A 17390-nucleotide genomic window follows, 5' to 3' on the forward strand; every position below is an offset into this window, starting at 1 on the left:
CAAAGACGGGCGCGCGCAGCGCCCGGCACGGCGCCGGGCGCCGCGGAAAACATGATCAACGCAGTGGGAGATTTTTCAAAGCGCGGCAGTACCACGGAAAGCGATCTTTCCCGCAAAAGGTCCCAGGGACAAACCCTCTGGTCGCGGCGCGACGTTTTGCGCTATGCCGCGCTGTTCACCGGCCCGGCCGCCGTGATCACCCCGCCTCCCAGGCACACCTCGCCGTCGTACAGCACCGCGCTCTGCCCCGGCGTCACCGCCCACTGCGCTTCGGGAAATGAGAGCGCGAAATCCCCCCCCTCCGCCTGCGTGACGGTGCAGGCCGCATCCTGCTGGCGATAGCGCGTCTTGGCCGCGCAGGCGCCGGCAGCCGGCGGCCGGCCCGCGACCCAGTTCGCGTCGGTGGCCTGCAGCGTGTGCGAGAGCAGCCAGGGGTGATCGTGCCCCTGCACCACGCGCAACACGTTGCGTTCGACCTCCTTGCGCGCGACGAACCAGGGCGCATGTTCGCCGCCGCCGCGCTGCGCGCCTTTGTCCTTCACGCCGCCGATGCCCAGGCCCTGGCGCTGGCCCAGCGTGTAGAACGAGAGTCCCACGTGCTGCCCCAGCCTGCGTCCCCGGTCATCCAGGATCGGGCCCGGCGCGTGCTGGATGTAGCGGTTCAGGAACTCGCGGAATGGCCGCTCGCCGATGAAGCAGATGCCGGTGGAGTCCTTCTTCTTCGCGTTGGGCAGGCCGATCTCTTCGGCGATGCGGCGCACCTCGGTCTTGCGCAGCTCGCCTACGGGGAACAGCGTGCGCGAGAGTTGCGACTGGTTCAGGCGGTGCAGGAAATAGCTCTGGTCCTTGGCCGGGTCCAGCCCCTTGAGCAACTCGTGCAGGCCGGTGGCGGGGTTGTGGCGCACGCGCGCGTAGTGGCCGGTGGCGATCTTTTCTGCCCCCACGCGCATGGCGTGGTCCAGGAAGGCCTTGAACTTGATCTCGGCGTTGCAGAGCACGTCGGGGTTGGGCGTGCGGCCGGCTTCGTATTCGCGCAGGAACTCGGCGAACACGCGGTCCTTGTACTCGGCCGCGAAGTTGACGTGCTCGATCTCGATGCCGATCACGTCGGCCACGGCCGCGGCATCGACGAAATCGACGTTGGAGGAACAGTACTCGCTGTCGTCGTCGTCCTCCCAGTTCTTCATGAAGATGCCCACGACTTCGTGGCCCTGCTGCTTCAGGAGGTGGGCGGTCACCGCGGAATCCACGCCGCCGGAGAGTCCGACGACGATGCGCTGCTTGGGGGAGGCTGTCATTCCCGGGATTGTATTTTTCGGGCGGGGGGCCTGCTCGCGTCGCGCGCCAAAGGCCTGCTGCCCGCAGGCCCCCCATGCGGCCGCCGCCGCGTCAGCTGCCGCGCAGCACGCTCGCGTCGGTATGGATCATGTCCACCGGATGCCGCTGGCCGGCGAGGTAGTCCTCGATGCAGCGCATCACCAGCGGGCTGCGGTGGCGGTCGGCGCAGGAGCGCAGTTCATCGGGCGTCATCCACACGGTGCGCACGATGCCGTCGTCGAGCGAGCGCCAGGCGTGGTGCGCGCCCAGCGTGCCGGTGAAGGCGAATCGCAGGTAGGTGATGTCGTCGCCCGTGCGGGTGCGCGTGAAACGGTTGAGGTAGATGCCGACCAGCGCGGTGGCGGTGAAGTCGTAGGCCGTTTCTTCCAGCACTTCGCGCACGCAGGCCTGCTCGGGCGATTCGCCGGGGTCGAGGTGCCCGGCGGGATTGTTGAGCCGCAGCCCGTCGGCCGTGTCCTCTTCCACGAGGAGGAAGCGCCCTCCCTGCTCGATGACGGCGGCCACGGTGACGTTGGGTTTCCAGCGGTTGGGCATGGCGCGCATTATGACCATACGGCGGCGGAGCGAGCCAGTCCCGGCACAGCCCGTCAGGGCCGCGCGGGTGCCGGCCGCAGCACCAGCCAGAGCGCCACCGCGATCAGGGTGCCGCCCGCGGCATGCGCGCCGGTGACGGTTTCGTCCAGCAGCAGCCAGCCCCAGGCCACGCCGAACGCCGGCACCAGGAACGTCACGGAGAGCGCCTTGAGCGGCCCCACGTCCGCGATCAGCCGGAAATACAGCACGTAGGCCCAGGCGGTGCAGAGCAGCCCCATGGCCAGCAGCGCCGCCCAGACCTGCACGGGCGCCGTGGACCACTGGCTTGCAAGGCCCGGCTGGTTCCAGGCCTGCCATGCCGCCCACGGCGCCAGCGCCAGCACGGCGCCCCACTGGCTGCCCAGCGCGACCAGGCGACTGTCCAGCCCGCCGCGTGCGGTGATCCAGCGGCGCGTCAGGAAGCCCGCGAGGCCGTAGCAGGCCGTGGCCGCCAGGCACGCCGCGATGCCCGCCGCGACCGGCATGGTGAGGGCGACCGGCCCGGCCTGGGGGATTTCTTGCGCCTGGCGCCGGACGTCGATGTGCACGTGAGCACCAGCGACCGCGTGGTCGATCTGGCATCCGAAGACATCCATTTCGCGGTACGCCATGGCCTGGGCGTGGCACCCGGGCTGCTGGCCGAGGTGCTGGTGGCCGACGACCTGGTGCCGGTCTGCAGCCCGCGCCTGATCGCGCCCCGGCGCGTGCCCCGCGTCACCGACATCACCGGCGCCCGGCTGCTGCACGACGGGCACCGTGGCGACTGGCGGCTCTGGTGCGAGGCGAACGGGGCCTTGGGCGTGGACTGCAACCAGGGCGTGGTGTTCACGCATTCCAACGGCTCGATCGAGGCTGCCCTGGCAGGCCGGGGTTTCGCCCTGGCGCGGCAGGGCTTCGTGGCGCAGGAGATCGCGGCGCGCGCGCTCGTGGCCGTGCGGTCGGCCGCGCTGGCGACGCCGCTGGCCTACCGGCTGGTGCACCGGCCCGAAGTGCTGGTGGACCCGGCGCTGCGCGGCTTTCGCGACTGGATCACCGCACAGGCCACCGCCTCCTGAGCCGGGCGCACCGGCATGCCGGCCCGCGGCCCGCCGCCACCGGCTTCGTGCCTGCGGGCACGTATTCGCGCGCATGCTTACAGAAGATCTCGCGCCCTCCAGACTGCGGTTTATTTTTCCCGATAAATCCAATGTCTGCGATCAACAGTTCCTCCGTTTCCACTGCAGCCGCGCAGCGGCCCGCATCCCCGCCGGACGCAGCCGCGTCCCCGGCCAGTCCGCCGCGTGAATCCTTGCGCGCCCAGTTGCCGGCGGGGATTCCCTCCCCGGCCCAGCGGCCCGGCCGCACCGAAGGCGGCGCCACGCCGCCACGCACCCCCCTGCCAGTGCCTCCCTCGCCATCCGAGTCCTCGGCCGCGTCTGCGGCCGGGAGCCCGGCCCGGCTCGCCGAGATCGCTCCGGAGGACGCGGGCGCCCCCCCGCCCGGCCCCGCCGGGACGCGGCAGGGCCTGGGGCAATTCCTCAAGACCATGGGGAGCATGGTCGACGCCCGAACGGCCGTGATGCGCGGCGACGACGCGGAATTCATGCAGGAGTTCAAGGGCCGGGCAGACCCGGAGCGCGGCGTGCTTCCCGCTGGCAGCACGCTGCCGGAACTGCGGAACGCCGCGCAGGCGCTGCGTACGCAACTGCTGGAGCAGAACGTTCCCGCCGAACTCCAGACGCGATTCGAAGGGCGGCTCGCGCACCTGGATTCCACGCTGGAGGCGCTGGAGACCGAGCAGCCGCTGGCACGCCGCGCCGCGGTCTATCTCGGCATGAACGCGCTGCTGCCCGTCCTGCCCGTCGCCGTCGCCTTCCGCGGCCACCAGAACCAGTTCGAGGCCGAACTGGCAGGCCTCTACGCAAAGACCGCCCTGATGGCGATCGGCTCGGCACGCTCCCCCACGGGGGCGAACCGGCACAGCGTCATGGACCATTTCATGTCGCGCCACTACATCAACGTGGTGCAGGCGGCGCTCTTCGCGTTGCCCACGTTCGTGCCGCAGCTGCAAAAGCTCAACCGTCACCCTGCCTTCAACGTGGGCGCCGGCATGGTGTCCACCACGGCGCTGTTCCTCGGGTTCCTGGGCAAGGAGATGCGGGAGATCACCAACCGCATCCGCCACGGCGTGCCGGATCCGCAGCTCGCCGCAACCGGCACCCGTCTGCAGGAGGCAGCCAGCTTCCCGGCAGAGCCTGCGGAACCGGCCGCAGACGGCGCAGGCGGCTCGGACGAGGCCGTGCAGGCCGCCCGCGAAGCCGCCGTCCAGGCGCGCACCGCCCTCTCGCAGGCGCTGGACCTGGCCCGCGCCGACCAGAAGGCCGTCACCGACGCCAAGGCCAGCTTCCTGGCCCAGGGCGACGGCAAGGAGCTCAGCCCGGTCACCAGCAAGCAGCTGACGCTGGTCGCGGATGCGTTCCTGTCCATCGCCACCGACCTGGAACGCGTGCTGCATCCCGCGGGCCTGCCCGAGCAGGCCGCCACGGCCGCCAACGAAGCCCAGCAGGAGGCCGAGAAAGCCGAACGCATCGCGAAATACGCCCTGGCGGCCTTCACCGGTGCCGTCTGCGCGACCACGACCGGCCTGATGTACCCCGACCAGATCGGGATGGTGGACCTGGCGTCCGACGCGGCGTTCACCGTGGCCCTGATGGTCGCCAACGCCCGCAATCCCAACGTCACGCGCCGCGATGCGCTCGACGAGTTCAAGTCGTTCGCGGGGCTCAGCCTCGTGATGATCGCGGTGCTGACGGCCAACCACGCCGCGGACGATTTCATCGAGAAGAACACCACCGGCATGCTGGCGGGGGCAGCGGCCATGGCCCTGCTCAACGTGTCCATTCCCGGACCGGTGGGCCACCTGGCCGGCGCGGGCCTGGAAAAGATGTACGCGGGACTGCAGTCGATGCGGCCTGCGGAACTCTCCCAGGCGCTGCGCGGCATCGGGCACAACGCGATCGAGTGGCTGCGGGAGCGGTTCATGGGCGCGGCACCGGCACCGGTACCGTCGAGCGTCGAGATCCACGAGATCCAGGAGCCGGAGGTTCCGCGCCACGCGCCCGTGGCCCCCTGAGCAGGCAGGGGGCATGCCCCTTGCCTACAGCAGGCGCTCCATGTACACCGCCTGCGCGCCATAACCCGCCACGCGTTCGTGCGCCTCGGCCGATGCAGGCTCGCGCGCCGCATAGCCCTGGCGCTCCCAGTAGGCACGCGAGCCCTGCACGGAGACGAGGGCGGTGTGCCGCAGCCCGGCAACGCGGGCTTCGTGCCACAGGGTCTCCAGCAGCGCGCGGGCCAGTCCGCACCCTGCACATTCCGGCAGCACGGCCATGTCGTGCAGGTAGAGCGTGTCGGGCGGTCCGTCCGGGGTCTCGAAATCACCGTGCAGCGCGGTCACCTTGCCCCGCACGGTGCGGTAGGCGGCCAGGTAGGCCTGCACGGATCCGGGCGCCCCGGCGACCAGCGAACAGTTCACGGGGCTGGCCAGCCGCCGCGCGAAAACGTCGGCGCTTTCGAGGAACCCCTCGCCATAGCAGGCCCGCTGCACTGCCAGCAGGCCGGGCAGGTCTTCCCCGCCCAGCCGGCGTATGGGCGGCATGGGAGCGGCGGAAGGGACGGACGTGGCGGCCGGATCGGCAGGAGAGCGCATGAACCCGTGTGTTCCGGTCGGGTTCGAAAGGCAACCCGGCCATGGGACGACACCGTATGTAATAGAGTGCCGACAGTACATCACAATGCGAACAGTGCTCCGGCGGGCTGGCGGCCCCGGACCGGTGGCGGCCACGTGCCTTCATGTCCCTGAACCAATTCCTGCGCCTCATCGGCATCGTGCTGGCCACCGTGACGGCCCTGCTGGCCGCGCATGCCAGCTGGGGGCAATGGCGCTCGTGGCGCGCGGCGGACGCCGGATCGCGCGCGCTCGCGGACCTCGGCCTGGGCATGGTGGCGACCGAACGGGTGTCGCGCGAGCGCGGCCCGACGAACGCGCGCCTCGGCGCGCTCGATGGAGCGCCCGATCCGCAGGCCGTCGCCGCCCTGGCGCGGGCGCGCGAAAGCACCGACCAGGCCATGGCGCAGCTGCGCGCCATGCTCGCCGCCCGCACGCAGGTGCCGCACCTGGACGCACTGCTGGCCGGCGCGGACGACGCCGCGCAGGCCCTCGCCCGTGCACGGGCGGTGGCCGACGGGGTCATCGCCCTCCCCCACGCCCAGCGCACGCCCGAGGCCGTGCGCGCCAGCGTCTATGGACTGGCGGCCATCGTGCCGCGGCTCGCGCCGATCAACAGCGCACTGATCCAGACCGTTCGGACGGCACAGCCGTCCATGGACGGCGACACGCAGGTGCTGCGGATCACCGCGGAGCTGCGCGAGCATGCAGGCCTGCTCGGATCGCACTTCACCGCCGCGCTGGTGATGCAGCGTCCGTTCACGCCCGAAGAACGGCATGCGATCGAGCAGACGCGCGGGCGCATCACGGCACTGCAGTTCCTGCTGGAGCAGCGCCTGGCCCGCCAGGATGCCCCGCCCGACATCGCCCAGGCCTGGGAGGCCGTGGACAGCGGCTACTTCGGCCATGCGATGCGGGACATCGTCGCGCCCGTGCTGGCGGCCGGCGAGCGGGACGGACGCTACGGCATCACCGCCGCCCAGTTCGCGGAGGGCTACGTGCCCGAACTGGGCAAGGTGGTGACACTGCGCGACCGGCTGATGGCGCGGCTGCAGGCCGACGCGCTCGCCGCCCGGGAGCGCGCCCTGCACAGCCTCATGGAGGTGGCGGGCGCCTCGGCCCTGCTCTGGGCCATCCTCGCGGGCACGCTGGCCACGCTGCACGCCCGCGTGCTGCAGCCCCTGGCCCAGACGACCCAGGCCCTGCAGGATCTGGCCCGCAACCGCCTGGACGCCCCGCTGCCCCGGCCCGCGGCCGACGACGAGATCGCCGCCGTGATCGGCGCCGTGCGTGCGCTGCAGGAGCACACGCAGGCCCGGCAGGTGCTCGAGCGCGAGCGCGACGGCCTCATCGCGCAGCTGCGCGAGCAGTCGCTCACCGATTTCCTCACGGGGCTGCCCAATCGGCGCGCGTTTTTCGCGGCGGCACGCGAACGTATCGCGCAGGCACGGCAGCAGCGCTTCGACGTCGCCCTGATGCTGCTGGACGTGGACCTGTTCAAGAGCTTCAACGACCGCGCGGGACACGCCGCCGGCGACGAGGCGCTGCGGGCCGTGGCACGCGCGGTGCGCCACACCCTGCGCCCGGGCGACCTCGTGGCGCGGTACGGGGGCGAGGAGTTCGTGGTGCTGCTCGGCCCCTGCGCGGGCCGCGAGGGCGCGGCCTGTGCCGAGCGCCTGCGCCACGCCATCGAGACGGCGCCGGTCGTGCTGCCGTCGGGGGAGCGCTTCCGGCTCACGGCCAGCGTGGGCGTCGCCGTCTCCCAGCGCCACGGCATGGTGCTGGACCACCTGCTCTCGGAAGCGGACACGGCCCTCTACCGGGCCAAGGACCGGGGCCGCAACCGGGTCGAGGAAGCCGCTTGAAAGACGGGAAAGACCCGCCGCGCCGGCCTGCGCCCCTCAGCGCTGCAGGGCGGCCGGAGGGCGCACGAAGTCGTCCAGCGACAGGCCCTTTTCCCGCAGCAGCGCCTCCAGCGCCGGGCGCAGCTCGCCGAGGCTTTCCTCCACCGCCTCGCGCACCGTGTCCACCACGACCTGGGTGCTGCGCTCGATCTCCACGTTGAGCGCGTCGCCGGCGCGCAGGTCCTCGAACACGGTGGCGCGGCGCGTCTCGGGAATCAGCCAGACCTCGAACCATCCCTCGGCACGGTTCACCTCCGCCACGGTCAGGCTGGCGCCGTGCAGGGCGATGTAGCCCTTGGCGAAGACATAGCGGCGGAACGGCGGCGGCACCGCCACGCGCCACACGCGGTTGTTCTCGGAATCGCGCACGCTCTGCAGCGTGGCCGCGAAATCGATGTGGCCCGACAGCGGATGGCCGCCGATCTCGGCGCCGTCGCGGGCCGCCCGCTCCACGTTCACGCGCCGGCCGGCCGCGTAGCCGCCCAGCGTGGTCACGTTCAGGCTCTGCAGCATCGCGTCGAACGCGACCGATGACGGCGAAACCAGCCGCGTCACCGTGAGGCACACGCCATCCACCGCCACGCTGGCGCCGATGGCGAGGCCCTCGCAGAAGCCGGGCGGGAACTCGATCACGAAGGTACGCAGCCCTTCGCGGTCCTGCAGTTCGGCAAGGGTGGCGGTGGCTTGGACTATGCCTGTGAACATGGCGCGGAATACTCTCGTGGATGAAGGAAGCGGGGAGGCGCCGGGGCATTGTGCCACCCGGGCCGCGGCCCCGCTCAGGCAGGGTCGCGCGGCACCGCAGCCAGGGCGGAGGCCACCCGCGCCGCCAGCATGTCCAGGGCGAACGGCTTGGTGAGCACGCCCATGCCCGGGTCCAGGTCGCGCTCCCCGATCACGGCCTGCTCCGCGTAGCCGGTGATGAACAGCACGGGCAGGCCGGGGCGCAGGACGCGGCCGGCGTCGGCCACCTGCCGGCCATTCATGCCGCCGGGCAGGCCCACGTCGGTGAGCAGGAGATCGAGCGGCCCGGCCTCGCGCAGCATCTCCAGCGCCGAGGGTCCGTCCTCCGCCTCGAGCACGCGGTAGCCCTGTTCGCGCAGCGATTCCGCCACCGTGGAGCGCACGGCGGGTTCGTCATCCACCACCAGGACCGACGGCATGGCGCGCCCCGCTCCGGACGCAGGGGCCCGGGCCTGCCCGGCAGGCGGCGCCTCGGCACATGTACCGGCCGCCAGTTCGGCGGCCGAGCAGGCATGGCGGGGCAGCCAGAGCGTGATCGTCGTGCCCTGGCCGGCCACCGAAGCGATGCGCGCAGAACCGCCCGACTGCTGGGCGAAGCCATAGACCATCGACAGCCCCAGGCCCGTGCCCTGCCCCAGGGGCTTGGTGGTGAAGAACGGCTCGAAGGCGCGTTCGGCCACCTCCGGCGCCATGCCCTCGCCGGTATCGGCCACCGACAGCGCCACGTATTCCCCGGGCTGCAGTTCGGTGGCGTGGCGTCTGGACTGCCCGTCGCCGGGGTGGCCGGCAACGTGGTTGGCGGTCGCGATGCGCAGCGTGCCGCCGCGGGGCATCGCATCGCGCGCGTTGATGCACAGGTTCAGGAGCGAATTCTCGATCTGCCCGGCGTCGGCCCGCACCGCCCAGAGCCCGGCGGTGGCGTCGAAACGCACGGTGATGGCAGGCCCCACGGTGCGCTGCACCAGCTCCAGCAGGTCCGCGACGAGCTGGTTCAGGTCCACCACGACGGGTGCCAGGGTCTGGCGGCGGGAAAACGCGAGCAGCCGGTGCGTGAGCGAGGCCGCCCGCTTGGCCGAGCGGTGGGCCGTGTCGATGCAGCGCTCCATGTCGGCCACGCGCCCCTGGGACACGCGCAGCCGCAGCAGGTCCAGGCTCGCCATGATGCCCGCCAGCAAGTTGTTGAAGTCGTGCGCGATGCCCCCGGTGAGCTGCCCCACGGCTTCCATTTTCTGGGCCTGGCGCAGCGCCTCCTCGGCGGCCATCAGCTCGCGGGTGCGCTCCTCCACCTTGGTTTCCAGCGTGTCGGCGAGCGCGCGCAGCTGCCGCTCCGCGGTGCGCCGCTGCACGGCCATGCGCGTGCGGTGGGCCACGCTGCGGATCAGCGCCAGGTCGTCGGAGGACCATTGCCGCGGTACCGGGTGGTTCAGGAACAGCATCGCCACGAGCCGCCCGCCCTCGATCAGCGGCAGGTTCACCAGCGCCCCCGCCTGCACCGACCGCAGGGCATGCACGTGGCTGGCGGTACGCTCGTCGGTGGATACGTCGTTCACGATGACGATGTGGCCGCGCAGCAGGTCCTCGTAGAAGCGGCCATAGTGGGGCAGGTGGTGCCGGCCCACGGCCGTGGACATGCCCAGCGATGTCCAGTCGCGCACGATGGTGACGGTGTTCGTCTCGTCGATGTCCCCGTAGCCCGCCCGCCCCACGCAGAGGATCTCCCCCAGCATGCGCGCCGCGGCGTAGGCCATGTCGGCGGGGTCTTCCAGCGCGCGGAAGCTGTCGTCGAGCTGCAGCAGCGCCTGGGTGCGGCGCTCGGCGAGCGTCTGTTCGGTGACGTCCTGGGCGGTTCCCGCGATGCGCAGGCGGCGGCCGTCCGTGCCGCCCTGCACCTGGGCCAGCACCTTGAGCCAGCGCACCAGGCCATCCCGGCGCCGGATGCGGTGGTCGATCGCGTACTCCTGCCGCTGCGCGATGCTGTGCTCGAAAGCCGCGCGCACGCGCGCGGCATCGTCGGGATGGATCGACACCAGCACCTTCCGCCAGCTCAGCGGCTGCTCGGCAGGCAGGCCGAAATGCTCCCGGCAGACCTCGGAGCTGGTAAGCGCGAACGTCTCCAGGTCCAGCTCCCACAGGCCGATGCGCCCCGCGATCGCGGCGAATCGCAGGTGCGCCTCCCGCTCCTCGAGGGCGCGAACGCCCTGTCCCGCGGCGCCGGGCGGCACCAGGCCCCCCGCGCAGGGGGCGGGATCGCCGTCACCCCCGGTGGCGGGTGGCGGCGGAGGAACGGGCGACTGGCTCAATGGACGGAAGCTCCCCAAACGGGCCCCCGGGCCGGCCGCGTCGGGCGGCCGGCACCAAAAAGGGCGGAACGGCAGATTGTGACGCAACTGCGGCGCGGCTTAGTTGCAGAGCGCAACAGGCCCCTCCAGAACCACCCCTCAGGACCTTCAGCGGGCCCGCAGCAGATCGCCGGCCTCGAGCAGCACCAGTTCGTTGTCGTCGGCACGGCCGGGCTCGCGGCTGGAACTGAAAGGCAGGTTGTTGTCGTTGCCCACCACGATGTGCGTGGCGTCCACGACGTCCACGTTCTCGATGGTGAAGAACGGGAAGGCGAGCACCCCGCCCGTCAGGGGCTTGCGGGCCAGGCGCTTCGGGTCCTGGATGTTCAGCAGGTCGATGTAGCCCACCTTGCGCAGCGGGCCGCCCGCGTTGGCGTCGGTCAGCTCCACCTTGTACACGCGCTTGAACTTCGCCACGTCGTGGAAGCAGTCCGCGCGCTTCCGGCCCTCGGGGCAGGCCTTGTCGGGCGTGCCCTCGCCGTTGTCGCGCTCGATGACGAGGCCCATGGCGGGACCGATCATGTTGAAGTCGCCGATGGCGTTCTGGTTGGCTTCCAGCACGTACTTCCAGTGGCGGCCGGTCCATTTCTCCTGCCGCACGTCGAACTCCAGCACGCGCAGGTATTGCCGGCCGCCGTCCACGGATTCATAGGCCTTGGCGGATTCGTCCCACACCGGGCCTTCGAGCAGCGCGTACAGCCTGCTGCCGTCGGGGCTCGATGCCATGCCCTCGAAGCCCTTGGAGCGCTTGATGTCGAAGGCCGGGGCCTTGGCGTCGGGCGCGGCGGCGGTGGTGACGGCGGGATGGTCGGGCGAGCGCACCACGCGGCCATCCACCTGGGTATCGAACACCGCCAGCACGCGGCCGTCCAGGTCGGCCTTGATGAGGAACGGGCCGAACTCATCACCGATCCAGAGCGCGCCGCCGGCGAACTGGAAGCTCTCGGGATCGAAGTCGGCGCCGGTCAGGTAGCGCTCCTTCGTGCCTTCCTCGGCGATGCGGAACGGCACCTTCCTGTCGGGGTCGTGCAGGAACACGGTCTTCAGGCGATCGAACCGCCCGGTCTTGAAGTCCACCGCATAGTGGTTCAGGTAAAGCATGAAGTCCGGCGAATTCGCCTTGGCGCCGGCACCGTTGTCCGTCAGGATCCAGAAGGTGCCGTCGGCCATGCGCTTGATGCCCGAGTGGCCCTGCAGCGGCTGGCCCTGGAACGGCAGCGAGACGCCCGTGGGCCGCCCGGCAGAGGTGCCTTCGACGGTGCCCACGGCATCCACGCGCCGCGGGGTGGTGAACTTGCCGCTGGTGCGCAGGTCCGCCGGAGCATCCGGCGGCGCGGGGATGAAGGACTGCGCGGGCAGCACGGCGTGGCCGGCGAGCGTGGCGGGATAGGCGGCCGGCTCGGCATGGGCGCAGGGCAGTGCGGAGAATGCGAGGGCGGTGGCGAGCGTGGCGAAGCGGAAGGCGGCAGGCATGCGGGATGTCGTGGCGATGGCGGATGAGGCCGCCACGATGCCGCCTTTCGGTGTCAGGCCGGTGACGCGGCCTGCCCGGGCCGCGTCCGGAGCCGCCAGGCCAGGTAGCCCACCACCCCCGCGTTGAACGCGATCACCAGGGTGGCGGCCCACGAAGGCCGGTGCAGCCAGTGCCAGAGTTCGAACGGGATGTACAGGCCGCCCGACAGCGCCCCCAGCGCCTCGCCCCAGGCCCGGCCCTTCCACAGGCCGTACGCCTCCGTGAAGCGCAGGGCCGCGTAGGCGGTGACGGCCAGCATCAGCCACCGGAAATCCTCGTGCGCGAGCAGGTCGAGCCGGGACAGCAGCATCTCAGGGTACCGCTCGCCCGGGTTCAGGCCCACGTGCCCGATCAGGGACACCGCGGCGCGGTGCAGGTCGTGGTGCAGCAGGCCGAGCAGGCCCAGGCCGGCCAGGAGCGCGACCACGCCCTTGACGGCTTCCAGGATGGCGATGGTCCGCAGGGCCCGCTGCCCCGCGGCATCGCTGCTGCCGTGGCGGCCGGCCGTGCGCATCAGGCGGCGGCGGCCATGCCCGCCGCATGCCCGCGCGTGAACGCCTCCTCGAACACCGAGTACCCGGACCAGTCGGCATGGCCGAAGGCCAGGCGGGCCGTGCCGGGCACGGAGGGCGCGGCGATGCGCTCGCCGTTCGCCAGCACATAGCGCTGCCGGGGCGCGGGCATGCGTCCGGCCTGGCTCAGGAAGGCCAGCGTCCCCGGCACGGGGATGGACATGGCGTGTCCGTAGCGGGTGATCTCCACGCGCGTCACACGGGCCCGCAGGTCCGGATGCGGGCCGGACAGGCTCGCGAGGATGGCGTCGCGCCAGTGGGTCCAGGGCTGTTCGGCGAGCTGGCGGCGGCCGTCGGGCACGTCGCCCAGCGCCCGGTAATAGGTGAGCACCGTAGGGCCGGGGCGCGGGTCCAGGCGCTGGTGGCCCGCGTCCACGTAGCCCAGGCCGCCCGGCGCCGGATCGTCGTACAGCACGTTGTCCCAGGCAGGCGCCGCGCCTTCGCGGTCCGACAGCGGGGCGTCGATGCGCAGGTTCGCCACCAGCCAGGGGGCCCACTGCAGCCGCTGCGCGGCCTGGGCGAGGAATGCGGGCGGGTTGCGCACCACGCGCGCCGCCACGAAGACGGGCAGCGCCACCACGCAGCGGCGCGCCTGCCAGCGCTCGATGCCGCCGCTCGCATGGTTCAGCACGTCCACCTCCACGCCGCGCCGGCTCTCCTCGATGCGCAGCACGGTGCTGCCGGTGCGCAGCGCCCCGGCATCGTTGAGCGGCGCGGCCAGCCGCTGGGTCAGCCAGCCGTTGCCCTCGGGCCAGGTGAGCACGCCTTCGCGCTCCTCGCCGGCAGCTTCGCCAGGCGCGTGGAAACCGTGGCGGCTGGCGAAATAGTGGATGCCCGCCCATGCCGACACCCGCGCTGCGCCGGCGCCGTAGTCATCGCGGCAGCAGTAGTCCAGGTACCAGCGCAGGTGCGCATCCGAGAAGCCCTCCTGCGACAGCCAGGCGTCGAACGTGAGGGCATCCAGGGAGCGCAGCACGGAGGAAACCGGCTGGTCCGGCCGCCACAGCTTGAACGTGGGCATGGCGAAACGCGCCATGCGGCCCAGTTCCGCCATGCGTGCGGAGAACCGCCGGTACTGCTCCAGGGTGTCCGCGCCGACACCGTTCACGGGCAGCAGGCCCTCCTGCCAGGCCCCCCGGAAGAACAGCCGCTCCTGCGGGCTGTGGCACAGGCTGCGCTCGTCGATCTGCCAGCGCCCCGCCACGCGGCGCCGCAGGCCGAATTCTTCCAGCAGGTCCTGCACCTCGCGAGCCCCGTCGCCCGGCACCGGCAGGTAGTGGGCGCCCAGGGGGCAGGCGATGCCGTCCACCTGGCCGGCGCGGCTGTTGCCGCCCGCGGAATCCTCCATCTCCACCAGCATGAAGTCATCGACTCCGGCCAGGCGCAGGGCGCGTGCCGCGGCCAGGCCCGCCACGCCGCCGCCAGCGACCACCACCTGGGTGCGGCGCACGATGTCGGGCTCGATCGTCCCGCCCTTCTGCAGCCGGTCGCGCAGCGCATGGCCCCGGGCCATGTCGATGCCCGTGAAGCCTCCGGGCAGGTCGCGTGGCGAAGGCCCGCACCCGGCCAGCGCACAGGCGGCCGTGGCCGTGGCGCCCCGCAGCAAAGTACGGCGCTGCAGTGCGGGGAGATCGAGGTAGGAAGCAGGCATGCGGCGTACTCTACGCCACGGCCATGTCAGGCCGGGCATGGCCTGCGCCCGGCCCGCCGGTCCGGCATCAGTGCGCCGCCACCTTGCCCCACTCCTGCTCGTAGGTGTGCACCAGCACCTGGTTCGAGAGGCGGTTCACTTCCGCCGGCACCCGGGCCATGTCCAGGGGGAAGTCGAACAGCAGGGGCAGCGTGGGCACCGACAGGAACCGCAGCCCCCCGGGCAGGCGCTCCGGCAGGCGCCACGGCCGCCGGCTGGCGATGACGAAACCCCATTCGCCGAAGCTCGGCACGTGCACGTGGTACGGCGCCGTGGCCAGGCCCACCGATTCGACGGTCTGCACCACGGTCCAGAAACTCTGGCGGGCCACCAGCGGCGAGGTGGTCTGCACCACCGCATAGCCGCTCGCCGAGAGGCGCTGTTCGAGCAGCGCATAGAAGCTGTTCGTGTAGAGCTTGCCGATCGCGAAGTTGGTGGGATCGGGAAAGTCCACCACGATCACGTCGAAACCGGCCGACTCCCCGCTGCCCCCCTGCTGCAGCCACTGGAAGGCATCCGTGTTGACGATGCGCACCCGCGGATCGTTGAGGGCTCCGGCGTTGAGCCGCACCAGCGCCGGATCGGTGCGGAAGAGCCGCGTCATGGCCGGATCGAGTTCCACCAGCGTGACCGATTCGACCGAGGGGTACTTGAGGATCTCGCGCACCGCCATGCCGTCGCCGCCACCGAGCACCGCCACGCGTTTCGGCGCCCCGTGGGCGGACATCGCCGGGTGCACCAGGGCCTCGTGGTAGCGGTATTCGTCGCGCTCGGCGAACTGCAGGTTGCCGTTCAGGAACAGCCGGTAGCCCGAGCGGCCGTGCGTGACCACGATGCGCTGGTAGGGCGAGGCGCTGGCGATGACGATGCGGTCCTGGTAGAAATGGTCTTCCGCCAGGCGGGTGATGTGCTCGGCCCCCGCGAAGCCGGCCAGCAGCGCCCCGAGCACGGCCGCGCACGCCAGCGCATGCGCCCGCAAGCGCCGCAGCTCGTGCCGGAAGAGCCACAGCGCCCAGACCGCCACCACCGCGTTGAAGATGCCGAACAGCAGCCCCGTGCGCACCAGCCCCAGGTGCGGCACCAGCAGCAGCGGGAACGCGAGCGACACCGCGAGCGCGCCGAGGTAATCGAACGTGAGCACCTGCGACACCAGGTCCTTGAGCGCCACGTTGCGCTTGAGGATGCGCATCACCAGCGGGATCTCCAGCCCCACCAGCATGCCGACCAGCAGCACCATGCCGTAGAGCAGCAGCCGGAAGGCACCAGGCACGTAGGCATTGGCCAGGAAGAGCACCGCGGGCAGCGCCCCGCCGACCACCGCCACCAGCAGCTCGATCCGCAGGAAATGCGCGGGCAGCTGGCGCTCGAAATACCGCGACAGCCACGAGCCCACGCCCATCGCGAACAGGTAGGTGCCGATGATGGTGGAGAACTGCAGCACCGAGTCGCCCAGCACATACGAGGCGAGCGCGCCCGCGACGAGTTCATAGAGCAGGCCGCAGGCGGCCACCACGAACACGCTGGCGAGCAGCGCGATATCGAGAGGCCGGGGGGCGGGCTGCGGAGGGGATGGGAGGGGAGCGGCGGCGGTCAAGCCCGCTATTTTGCGGGATGCGCGCCGCCGCTCCCTGCCGCCACCGGCCGCACAATCCGCCCACACCGTCACGGGCGCCGGGCCCCTGCACGGCCCTTCGGGAGGCTTCGCATGCATTTCATCGTCATGGGCGCGGGCGCCATCGGCCTCCATGTGGGCGGACGCCTGGCCGCGGCCGGGGAGGCGGTGACCCTGGTGGGCCGCCCCCGCATCCTGGATGCGATCGCACGGGACGGCCTGCGGGTGAGCGACCTGGAGGGAGCCGATGCGCACGTGCCCGCGCACGCGCTGCGGCTGGCCCCGTCGCTGGACGGCATGGAATGCCCCGGCGACGCCATCGTCCTGCTGTGCGTGAAAGGCGGCGCCACGGCGCAGGCCGCGCGCGCCCTGGGCGCCGCCTGCCCGCCGGGCACGCCCGTGGTGTCGCTGCAGAACGGCGTGGACAACGTGGCGCGCATCGCCGCCCATGCGCCAGCGCTGCGGCCCATCGGGGCCATGGTGCCCTACAACGTGGTGCTGCGCGGCACGCATGTGCACCGCGCGACCGCCGGATGCATCCACCTGCAGCGCGACCCGGCCGCCGACGCGGTGGCCGAAGCCTTCAGGGCGGCGGGACTGGGCACCACGGTCGTGGAGGACATTCGCCCGGTGCAGTGGGGCAAGCTGCTCCTGAACCTCAACAACCCCGTGAATGCACTCTCGGACCTGCCGCTGCGCGAGGAACTGCAGGACCGCGACTGCCGCGCCGTGTTCGCCGCGCTGCAGGCCGAAGCGCTGCGCGCCATGGCGCGCGCCGGCGTCCGCCCCGCGAAGGTCACGCCCGTGCCGCCGGCACTGCTGCCGCACGTGCTGCGGCTGCCCGACGCGCTTTTCACCCGGCTCGCGCGCCGCATGCTGCGCATCGATCCGGCGGCTCGCTCCTCGATGTGGGACGACCTGGAGGCCGGCCGCCCCACCGAGATCGACGACCTCTGCGGCGCCGTCGTGCGCCTGGCCGCGGCGCATGGCCTGCGCGCGCCCTGCAACGAACGCATGTGCGCGCTACTGGCCGGCCCGCGCCAGCGGCTCACGGGTGCGCAGATGCGCGAGGCCCTGGGGCTCTGATGCAGACCGCGCCTGGCACGTCCCGCTCCAGCCAGGGCCTGCGCCATGGGGCACCGCTCACCCCCCGTGGATCGCCGCCGCCACGATGATGCTGATGCCCAGGCACATCGCCGCCACGACCATCGCCAGGGCCTTGTTCTGCTTCTCGACGATCTCGGCCCAGAGGTCGTAGGGCGTGGCCTTGTCGATGATGATGAAGCTGATCCAGAACACCGCCACGCCGATCAGCGCGAACAGGATGGAGCCGAAGAACGCGGCGGGATGCAGCCAGTCGAGTGTCATGGTGAACTCCTTCATTGAACGCTGAGAAAAA

14 protein-coding genes and 1 pseudogene are annotated in these 17390 nt (G+C 71.7%); 4 read left to right on the forward strand and 11 right to left on the reverse strand.

What is annotated here, in order from left to right:
- Positions 1–161: 161 nt before the first annotated feature.
- From mnmA to BLR99_RS07130, 3 genes and pseudogenes are all read right to left on the reverse strand, one after another.
- On the reverse strand, positions 162–1298 hold the full coding sequence (mnmA, locus tag BLR99_RS07120; protein WP_011797722.1) for a tRNA 2-thiouridine(34) synthase MnmA: 1137 nt from the start codon (positions 1296–1298) through the stop codon (positions 162–164).
- Between the two features lie 91 nt (positions 1299–1389).
- Positions 1390–1872 carry an NUDIX hydrolase gene (locus BLR99_RS07125; protein ID WP_041828331.1) on the reverse strand — a complete coding sequence of 161 codons (483 nt, stop codon included), beginning with the start codon at positions 1870–1872 and terminating at the stop codon, positions 1390–1392.
- A gap of 53 nt (positions 1873–1925) precedes the next feature.
- A pseudogene (locus BLR99_RS07130) lies at positions 1926–2426 on the reverse strand (EamA family transporter); the annotation flags it as partial.
- Between the two features lie 33 nt (positions 2427–2459).
- On the opposite strand from BLR99_RS07130, the gene BLR99_RS07135 reads away from it, so the two are divergent.
- Both BLR99_RS07135 and BLR99_RS07140 read left to right on the forward strand, forming a co-directional pair.
- Positions 2460–2966 carry a LysR substrate-binding domain-containing protein gene (locus BLR99_RS07135; RefSeq protein ID WP_232521666.1) on the forward strand — a complete coding sequence of 169 codons (507 nt, stop codon included), beginning with the start codon at positions 2460–2462 and terminating at the stop codon, positions 2964–2966.
- A gap of 479 nt (positions 2967–3445) precedes the next feature.
- Positions 3446–5023 (forward strand): hypothetical protein, encoded by a 1578-nt coding sequence (locus BLR99_RS07140; RefSeq protein ID WP_228193930.1) that lies wholly within the window; start codon positions 3446–3448, stop codon positions 5021–5023.
- A 24-nt stretch (positions 5024–5047) separates the two neighbouring features.
- Here BLR99_RS07140 and BLR99_RS07145 read toward each other — a convergent pair whose 3' ends face one another.
- Positions 5048–5599 carry a GNAT family N-acetyltransferase gene (locus tag BLR99_RS07145; RefSeq protein WP_017438995.1) on the reverse strand — a complete coding sequence of 184 codons (552 nt, stop codon included), beginning with the start codon at positions 5597–5599 and terminating at the stop codon, positions 5048–5050.
- 143 nt (positions 5600–5742) lie between these two features.
- Between BLR99_RS07145 and BLR99_RS07150 the strand changes: the two genes are divergently transcribed.
- On the forward strand, positions 5743–7482 hold the full coding sequence (locus BLR99_RS07150; protein ID WP_048857448.1) for a GGDEF domain-containing protein: 1740 nt from the start codon (positions 5743–5745) through the stop codon (positions 7480–7482).
- Positions 7483–7518: 36 nt separating this feature from the next.
- On the opposite strand, the gene BLR99_RS07155 is transcribed toward BLR99_RS07150, so the two are convergent.
- The 6 genes from BLR99_RS07155 to BLR99_RS07180 form a co-directional block, all read right to left on the reverse strand.
- Positions 7519–8226 carry a riboflavin synthase gene (locus BLR99_RS07155; protein WP_011797729.1) on the reverse strand — a complete coding sequence of 236 codons (708 nt, stop codon included), beginning with the start codon at positions 8224–8226 and terminating at the stop codon, positions 7519–7521.
- A gap of 74 nt (positions 8227–8300) precedes the next feature.
- Positions 8301–10565 (reverse strand): hybrid sensor histidine kinase/response regulator, encoded by a 2265-nt coding sequence (locus BLR99_RS07160; protein WP_116212471.1) that lies wholly within the window; start codon positions 10563–10565, stop codon positions 8301–8303.
- A 147-nt stretch (positions 10566–10712) separates the two neighbouring features.
- Positions 10713–12077 carry an esterase-like activity of phytase family protein gene (locus BLR99_RS07165; RefSeq protein ID WP_011797731.1) on the reverse strand — a complete coding sequence of 455 codons (1365 nt, stop codon included), beginning with the start codon at positions 12075–12077 and terminating at the stop codon, positions 10713–10715.
- A gap of 53 nt (positions 12078–12130) precedes the next feature.
- Complete coding sequence (locus tag BLR99_RS07170; protein WP_011797732.1) at positions 12131–12631, reverse strand: DUF2127 domain-containing protein; 501 nt, start codon at positions 12629–12631, stop codon at positions 12131–12133.
- Positions 12631–14340 carry an FAD-dependent oxidoreductase gene (locus tag BLR99_RS07175; protein WP_170838026.1) on the reverse strand — a complete coding sequence of 570 codons (1710 nt, stop codon included), beginning with the start codon at positions 14338–14340 and terminating at the stop codon, positions 12631–12633. Before BLR99_RS07175 ends, BLR99_RS07170 begins: the two co-directional genes overlap by 1 nt.
- A gap of 67 nt (positions 14341–14407) precedes the next feature.
- Complete coding sequence (locus tag BLR99_RS07180) at positions 14408–15973, reverse strand: polyamine aminopropyltransferase (RefSeq protein ID WP_011797734.1); 1566 nt, start codon at positions 15971–15973, stop codon at positions 14408–14410.
- A 111-nt stretch (positions 15974–16084) separates the two neighbouring features.
- On the opposite strand from BLR99_RS07180, the gene BLR99_RS07185 reads away from it, so the two are divergent.
- Positions 16085–17077, forward strand: coding sequence for a 2-dehydropantoate 2-reductase (locus BLR99_RS07185; RefSeq protein WP_011797735.1), 993 nt, complete (start codon positions 16085–16087; stop codon positions 17075–17077).
- A gap of 57 nt (positions 17078–17134) precedes the next feature.
- Here BLR99_RS07185 and BLR99_RS07190 read toward each other — a convergent pair whose 3' ends face one another.
- A complete protein-coding gene (locus BLR99_RS07190; RefSeq protein ID WP_011797736.1) occupies positions 17135–17359 on the reverse strand; it encodes a DUF350 domain-containing protein in 225 nt (74 codons plus the stop codon).
- Positions 17360–17390 lie beyond the last annotated feature (31 nt).

The organism is Paracidovorax citrulli, assembly GCF_900100305.1.
GTDB lineage: Bacteria > Pseudomonadota > Gammaproteobacteria > Burkholderiales > Burkholderiaceae_C > Paracidovorax > Paracidovorax citrulli.